The 6,601-nt window shown below is 37.4% G+C and carries 6 protein-coding genes; all 6 read left to right on the forward strand.

Annotation, left to right across the window (positions count from 1 at the left end):
• The first annotated feature begins 465 nt into the window (after positions 1–465).
• Positions 466–2,256, forward strand: a complete 1,791-nt coding sequence (locus tag SPADD19_RS10595) for a CAP domain-containing protein (protein WP_061455960.1) — start codon at positions 466–468, stop codon at positions 2,254–2,256.
• Between the two features lie 174 nt (positions 2,257–2,430).
• A complete protein-coding gene (gene liaF / locus SPADD19_RS10600; RefSeq protein ID WP_061455961.1) occupies positions 2,431–3,126 on the forward strand; it encodes a cell wall-active antibiotics response protein LiaF in 696 nt (231 codons plus the stop codon).
• The gene (locus SPADD19_RS10605; protein ID WP_061455962.1) at positions 3,123–4,139 is read left to right on the forward strand and encodes an envelope stress sensor histidine kinase LiaS; all 1,017 of its coding nucleotides are present in this window, start codon (positions 3,123–3,125) and stop codon (positions 4,137–4,139) included. The genes liaF and SPADD19_RS10605 overlap by 4 nt, the downstream gene beginning before the upstream one ends.
• Positions 4,136–4,768: a response regulator transcription factor gene (locus tag SPADD19_RS10610; RefSeq protein ID WP_061455963.1), complete on the forward strand. Its 633-nt coding sequence runs from the start codon at positions 4,136–4,138 to the stop codon at positions 4,766–4,768. The genes SPADD19_RS10605 and SPADD19_RS10610 overlap by 4 nt, the downstream gene beginning before the upstream one ends.
• Positions 4,769–4,812: 44 nt before the next feature.
• Positions 4,813–6,213 (forward strand): bifunctional Cof-type HAD-IIB family hydrolase/peptidylprolyl isomerase, encoded by a 1,401-nt coding sequence (locus tag SPADD19_RS10615; RefSeq protein ID WP_061455964.1) that lies wholly within the window; start codon positions 4,813–4,815, stop codon positions 6,211–6,213.
• A 1-nt stretch (position 6,214) separates the two neighbouring features.
• Positions 6,215–6,580: a S1 RNA-binding domain-containing protein gene (locus SPADD19_RS10620; RefSeq protein ID WP_003018098.1), complete on the forward strand. Its 366-nt coding sequence runs from the start codon at positions 6,215–6,217 to the stop codon at positions 6,578–6,580.
• Positions 6,581–6,601: the final 21 nt, after the last annotated feature.

A 6,601-nucleotide genomic window follows, 5' to 3' on the forward strand; every position in this document is an offset into this window, starting at 1 on the left:
GTTTGCCCTTCTATTCTTACCTGTTTTTATTTTTACGTCGTGATTTTTATATTTCACCTAAGAGGGAAAATATTTGAGTTTTATAATATTGATTTTTCAGAAAGGTAATATGGATTTTTATAAAAATCTTAATAATACAGCATTTAAACTATTTTTTCATGGAGTTAAGCTAGTGAATGTAATTTAATTTGATAATAAAAATAATTGAATATCAAATCATTTGCTTTTTATTATGAATCTATGCTACAATCTGCATGAGAGGAAATCAAAGATTGAAAAGCCGGTCGGAACTAATTTAATAGAGAGTTATTTCTTCAGAAAATTTCTATCCATTATTTGAATAGGCCTTACCAACTAGTGGAAAGAAATAGTGCTCGCTAAGATAGAATTGGAAAGAACGACTATTGAATATGTACATATGCTTGATGTAACTTTCATATATACTTCCAAATGGAGATTATTAAAATGGACAGAAATTATAGAATGCTGAGCCGATCGATTTTAGCAATGGCTGTGATTGCTCCAGCATTTATAGCAACAAAAGTAGCTGCAGATAATAGAGGGTGGAATACCAACTTCTACAATACAAACTATTATGGCAATGGTTACAATAATTGGGACGGCTATAATGGTTATAATTCATGGACCTATGGTTATGGCTATGGATATCCAAGTTGGAACTATTATTATGGCTATAATGACTATAACTACAATTATAATAACTGGAATAATTACTATGGTTATAACAATCTAGTTCGTGACAAAAACTACATTTATTGGAATGGTAATCATTATTATCGGATGAGTGATGGAACTTACCGGATCTACCGCAATGGTGAGTGGAAGCCTCTAACTAATCGGAATAACTCTACTAATAACCTTGCCAATGACCCTCATTATGTATATGAAAATGGCTACCATTATTATGTATTAGATAATGGGGATTATTATTACTATAAAAATGGTAAATGGGTATTTGTGAAGAATTCGACGGAAAATCCTGATACTCCTGATCCAGTTCCTACACCGACTCCTGATCCAACTCCAACACCTGACGAGCCAGATCCAAGCAATAAACCCGATCAACCAGTCAACCCATCAGAACCATCTACACCAGAAGATCATGGGAACTTGATCTTCCCAGAAAATCCTCCATTTGTAGGAGCAGATGGAGAGTTTGATCCTTTCGCACCAACCCCAGAAAATCCAAGTGAACCAAAACCAGAAGAACCGGTGCAACCTGAAGTCCCAGGAAATGATGGTTTGGTATCATCAGATCAGCCTAGTGAAAACCAAATTCCTCCATATGTTGAGACACCAGCAGAAGGATTAGAACATCTTCCATGGGCTCCGAATGGACGAGCACCTAAGATAGTCTATCCTCCTGGTAAACCTGGATCAGCAGCTTTGCGTCGTGATAAGAACTACTACTTTGACGGTTCGACTCACTATTACTATGTTCCATCTGATACAGAAGCAACTGGTTACTCTGCTTATTGGAAATGGAACGGAGACAAATGGAAACTTTATGGAATGACAGATCCAAAAGATCCTGAGATCGATCCAAAATTCCACGAAGATGCCAAAGATGATGAATATGCTTATAGCGATCGTGACTCAAGCGTGAAGCTCTATTCTACAAATCTTGTAGAAACAGCTAAAGCAGGTCAAGCTCTTCCATTTAAGAATGTGGATGAATTTAAGGACTATGTCATTAAGAAAATGAATCCTAAATTTATTGACAATGCTGGCTGGGATGCCAAAGTAGAATGGGAAATCGAGGACCCAGAACTCTTTGAGCAATCTAAAGAAAACCCATGGGCTAAAGACTATGTTTTAATCGCTAACTTGAAGAGTGGAGTAGATGACAAGAACTACAAAGATGTTGAGTTTGGCTATGTGAAATTCGTTTATCGTGTAGAAGCGACAGACAATACAAACTATATCGAGTTAGATAAAGCGAAAGAAGCTTTTGCTAAGATTAACGAATTGCGAAAAGCACAAGGCTTAAAAGAATTGACTTGGTCAGATGATGTCTACAACTCACGTGCCTTACCAAAAGCCCATACTATTTCACGTCAGTACGATAGCACAGGTTTTGTAGCTCGCCGTGAAGACAATGCAACAACAGTCGTAACGAAATGGTATAATAGTGGATTGAGAGAATTAATGCTCGATCCAAATGCCTCAGAAGGTGCGGTAGCAGCAGTCATCAATGGCGACGGTAACTATTATTGGGCATTTATGTATAAATAATGCCTCTAGACAACCGTTATCGGAAAGAACTTATTTAATAACCATTCATTCTGATACGAAGGACACCCAAAGGATTTCTATCTTTTGGGTGTTTTTTCTCTCTCCGTATTATCCAACTCTAGACGGAAGTCAAATGATAAAAATTTTGATAAAATAAAAAAGATGAGGTAGACTATGTGGAAAATACAAATTTTTATTTTCGTTGAAGCCATTTTGTTAACATTAGCAGCGATCACCATTTTATCAATTGATTTTTACAGATTTGTTGTCTTGATGGTACTTTTCTTGTTGCTTCTGTATTACTATTTTGGCAAACAAAAGGCGAATTTTCTTTTGATCGCACTGAGTGTGCTCCTGTTTTTTATCGTGATGCTGAATCCTTTTGTGATTGCAGCCATTTTATTTGCAGTGGTTTATGGTTTATTGATCGCCTACCCCTATATGTATAAGGAAAATGGAGCAGTTGTATTTGATGTTGAAGAGGATACGGAAATTCGTCAAGAAAAAACTCGATGGATTGGTGATTTACAACATTTTTCAAGGCAAAGTCGAGGGTATCGAGATCTGAATGTGATCCGAGTCTTTGGGAATGACACCCTCCATTTAGAGGAGGTAGCCATTTGCAATTGGGACAATGTGGTGATCATCCGGAAAGGTTTTGGAAATACAAAAATTATCTTACCTATTGATTTGGAGTTGCATTTACAAATTAACACCCTTTATGGAGATCTAAAGTTTTTGGATCTTCCTGTCCGTAAAATGAGAAATGAAACCATAGATATTGAAACGATACATTATCGGAGATCGCACCGTTCTATAAAAATTGTGTTAGTTGGAATTGTTGGGGATGTTGAGGTGATTCGCGCATGAAGAAATTAGACTATCTCCTATTGTACTTTTATTCCCTAATGGTGATTGCGGTTATTTGTTATACCATTTTTCATTTTGTTGGTTTTCAGTGGGGCAAACTTCTCTCAGACCTTTCCTTGCTTCAATCATTCTTATTTTTGATTTTTAGTCTGACGCTTGCATTGACGGCTTTGGTTGTCTTAATTATCAAAATCACACAATTTGTAACGGTCCATGCAGTACAACAAAAGGTAGAATCTATCCTGACTGCTTCACAGAGAAAAGAAATTTCCCCTAAAGAATTGAATCAACAGTTAGATTTTTTGGACAGCAAATTGCATCGACTAGAAGAAAATTTACAAAAAAGTGAAAATCGTGTGATGCGAAATGAGGAAGAAATTGTGGAAATCGAGCGTAAGAGAATTGCGCGCGATCTACATGACACGGTTAGTCAAGAATTGTTTGCAGCCAATATGATTTTGTCTGGCGTGGCAGTACAGGCCCTTGAGTTAGAGAAAAGTCAGATTCAGCAACAACTAAATGGTGTATCAGATATTCTAGGTACAGCCCAAAATGATTTACGTGTCTTACTTTTACATCTTCGTCCAACAGAATTGGAAGGAAAAAGTTTAGTAGAAGGTATGGAGATGATTTTTAGAGAATTGAAGGAAAAGAGTAACCTAACAGTTGTCTTTCATCATAATGACGTGAGCATTCCAAAAGATATGGAAGAACATCTATTTCGGATTGTCCAAGAAATTGTTAGCAATACCTTGAAACACGCTAGAGCTCAACAAATGGATGTCTTTTTGCACCAGGAAGGAAAACAACTTCATTTACGGATGGTAGATGATGGAATCGGCTTTGAGCAGGAAAAATTAGAACGATTGAGTTATGGTTTGAAAAATATTCAAGAACGTGTAGAAGACATGGCGGGAACCATTAAAATAAGAACGAGTCCTCAAAAGGGAGTGGCTATAGATATTCGCGTTCCCCTTCTTGTAAAAGATAAAAATGAAAAGGAAACTGTATGAAAGTATTATTAGTAGACGACCATGAAATGGTTCGGTTGGGATTAAAAAGCTTTTTGTCCATGCAAACCGATATTGAGCAAGTTTTAGAGGCACCAAATGGGCAAGAAGGGATGGAGTTGGCGCTGAAAGAAAGACCAGATGTCATCATTATGGATATTGTGATGCCAGAGTTAAATGGAATCGATGCGACTCTAGCCATCCTAAAAGAGTGTCCAGAAGCTAAAATTGTCATTTTAACGTCTTATTTAGATAACGAAAAGATTTACCCTGTCTTAGATGCAGGTGCTAAAGGTTATATTTTAAAGACCTCATCAGCAACTGAGATCTTACAAGCTATCAGGAAGGTTGCAAAGGGAGAGTTTGCGATTGAGACTGAAGTCAGTCAAAAAGTTGAGTTACGAAAGAACCATGCTGAATTGCATGATGATCTGACTGCTAGAGAACGAGATATTCTGGCTCTATTAACAAAAGGCTATGAAAATCAACGGATAGCAGATGAACTCTTTATTTCTTTAAAAACGGTAAAAACCCATGTCTCCAACATCTTATCGAAACTTGAAGTCAGCGATCGGACGCAAGCTGTCGTCTATGCTTTCCGTCATCATCTGGTGAATCAGGAAGATTTTTAAGTTAAAAAATGCTATAATAGAGCAAGTAAAAGAGGGGGAGATAAGTGGACGCAAAATTACGTTATAAAGCCAAAAAAGTAAAAATAGTCTTTTTTGATATTGATGATACATTACGTGCAAAAGAAACAGGCTTAATTCCTGAATCCGTAAAAGATGTCTTTCATCAGTTGAAAAAGAAGGGAATTTTAACAGGGATTGCAACTGGCAGAGGGATTTTTGGGGTTGTTCCTGAACTAATGGATCTGAAGCCGGATTTTTTAGTCACTTTAAATGGAGCTTATATTGAAGATGCCAAAGGAAATGTGATCTACCAATCACCAATCAATGAAGCAATCGTCTCTTCTTTTGTGGATTGGGCTAAAGAATCTGAGATTGATTATGGGTTGGTCGCTAGCCATCAAGCTACCCTGTCCAATCGGACACCTTTGATCAGTGATGCTATTGATATCATTTATCCGAATTTACCAGTAGATCCGGATCTGCATTTGAAAGAGCCAATTTTCCAAATGTGGACCTTTGATGAAGATAATGATGGTTTAGAATTATCGCCTTCCTTACAAGAGGAGTTACGTCTAGTTCCATGGCACCCACATTCATCTGATGTTGTTCGTTTTGATCGATCAAAGGCTTCGGGAGTCTCTCAAGTTGTCCATCATTTGGACTTGAAGCCAGAAAATGTTCTAGTATTCGGTGATGGTTTGAATGATTTAGAACTTTTTGATTATGCTGGAATTAGTATCGCAATGGGGAAGTCTGCTCCAGAGCTACGAGAAAAAGCTGATTATATCACCAAGAATTTAGAAGAAAATGGCATATTCTATGCCTTAAAGGAGTTAAATATGGTTGAAAAAGAATTGACGTTACCACAGTTAGAACTTGCTACGATTGAAGGCCCTATCGCTGTGATCAAAACTAATTATGGTGAGATGAAAATTAAATTGTTCCCGGATCAAGCACCAAAAACTGTTGCAAACTTTGTAGCTCTTGCCAAATCTGGCTATTACGATGGCATCATTTTTCACCGCATTATCAAAGATTTTATGATCCAAGGTGGAGATCCAACTGGCACAGGTATGGGGGGAGAGTCAATCTATGGTGAGAGCTTTGAAGATGAATTTTCAAAAGAATTGTACAATATTCGTGGAGCACTTTCAATGGCAAATGCTGGACCAAATACGAACGGAAGTCAATTCTTTATTGTACAAAATCAGCATCTTCCATATTCGAAAAAGGAATTGGTTCGCGGTGGCTGGCCTGAAAAAATTGCTGAAATCTATACGACAGAAGGGGGAACTCCTCACTTAGATCAACGTCATACAGTATTTGGTCAATTGATGGATGAATCTTCTTTTGCCGTATTGGATGAGATCGCGGCTGTTGAAACAGGTATGATGGATAAGCCAGTAGAAGATGTCGTGATTGAAACCGTCGAGATTGAGGATTGATATGAAAATTGGAGACAAGTTAGAAGGGACCATTACAGGCATTCAACCTTATGGAGCCTTTGTTGAATTAGAATCGGGTGTCACGAGCTTGATTCATATTTCAGAGATTAGAAGTGGCTATGTTAGTAATATTCATGACATTCTTTCGATTGGGGAGAAGGTCTTTGTACAAGTTATCGATGTTGATGAATATTCAAAGAAAGCCAGCCTTTCTTTGAGAACGCTAGAAGAGACACCACAGCGAACTGTTCGGCATCATCGTTTTTCAAATGACCGCCATAAGAGTGGTTTTGCTCCATTAGCTCAACAAATGCCAACCTGGGTCAAAGAAGGAAAAGTATTTTTTAGCAAGCAAGAGAAAAAATAAAAAACTTCGATAGGTTTATAA

Origin of the sequence: Streptococcus parasanguinis (assembly GCF_001578955.1) — a bacterium.
GTDB lineage: Bacteria > Bacillota > Bacilli > Lactobacillales > Streptococcaceae > Streptococcus > Streptococcus parasanguinis_U.

Coding starts and splice junctions, on each gene's coding strand:
- SPADD19_RS10595 (WP_061455960.1), top strand. CDS start 466: ATGGACAGAAATTATAGAATGCTGAGCCGATCGATTTTAGCAATGGCT.
- SPADD19_RS10620 (WP_003018098.1), top strand. CDS start 6,215: ATGAAAATTGGAGACAAGTTAGAAGGGACCATTACAGGCATTCAACCT.
- SPADD19_RS10605 (WP_061455962.1), top strand. CDS start 3,123: ATGAAGAAATTAGACTATCTCCTATTGTACTTTTATTCCCTAATGGTG.
- SPADD19_RS10610 (WP_061455963.1), top strand. CDS start 4,136: ATGAAAGTATTATTAGTAGACGACCATGAAATGGTTCGGTTGGGATTA.
- liaF (WP_061455961.1), top strand. CDS start 2,431: ATGTGGAAAATACAAATTTTTATTTTCGTTGAAGCCATTTTGTTAACA.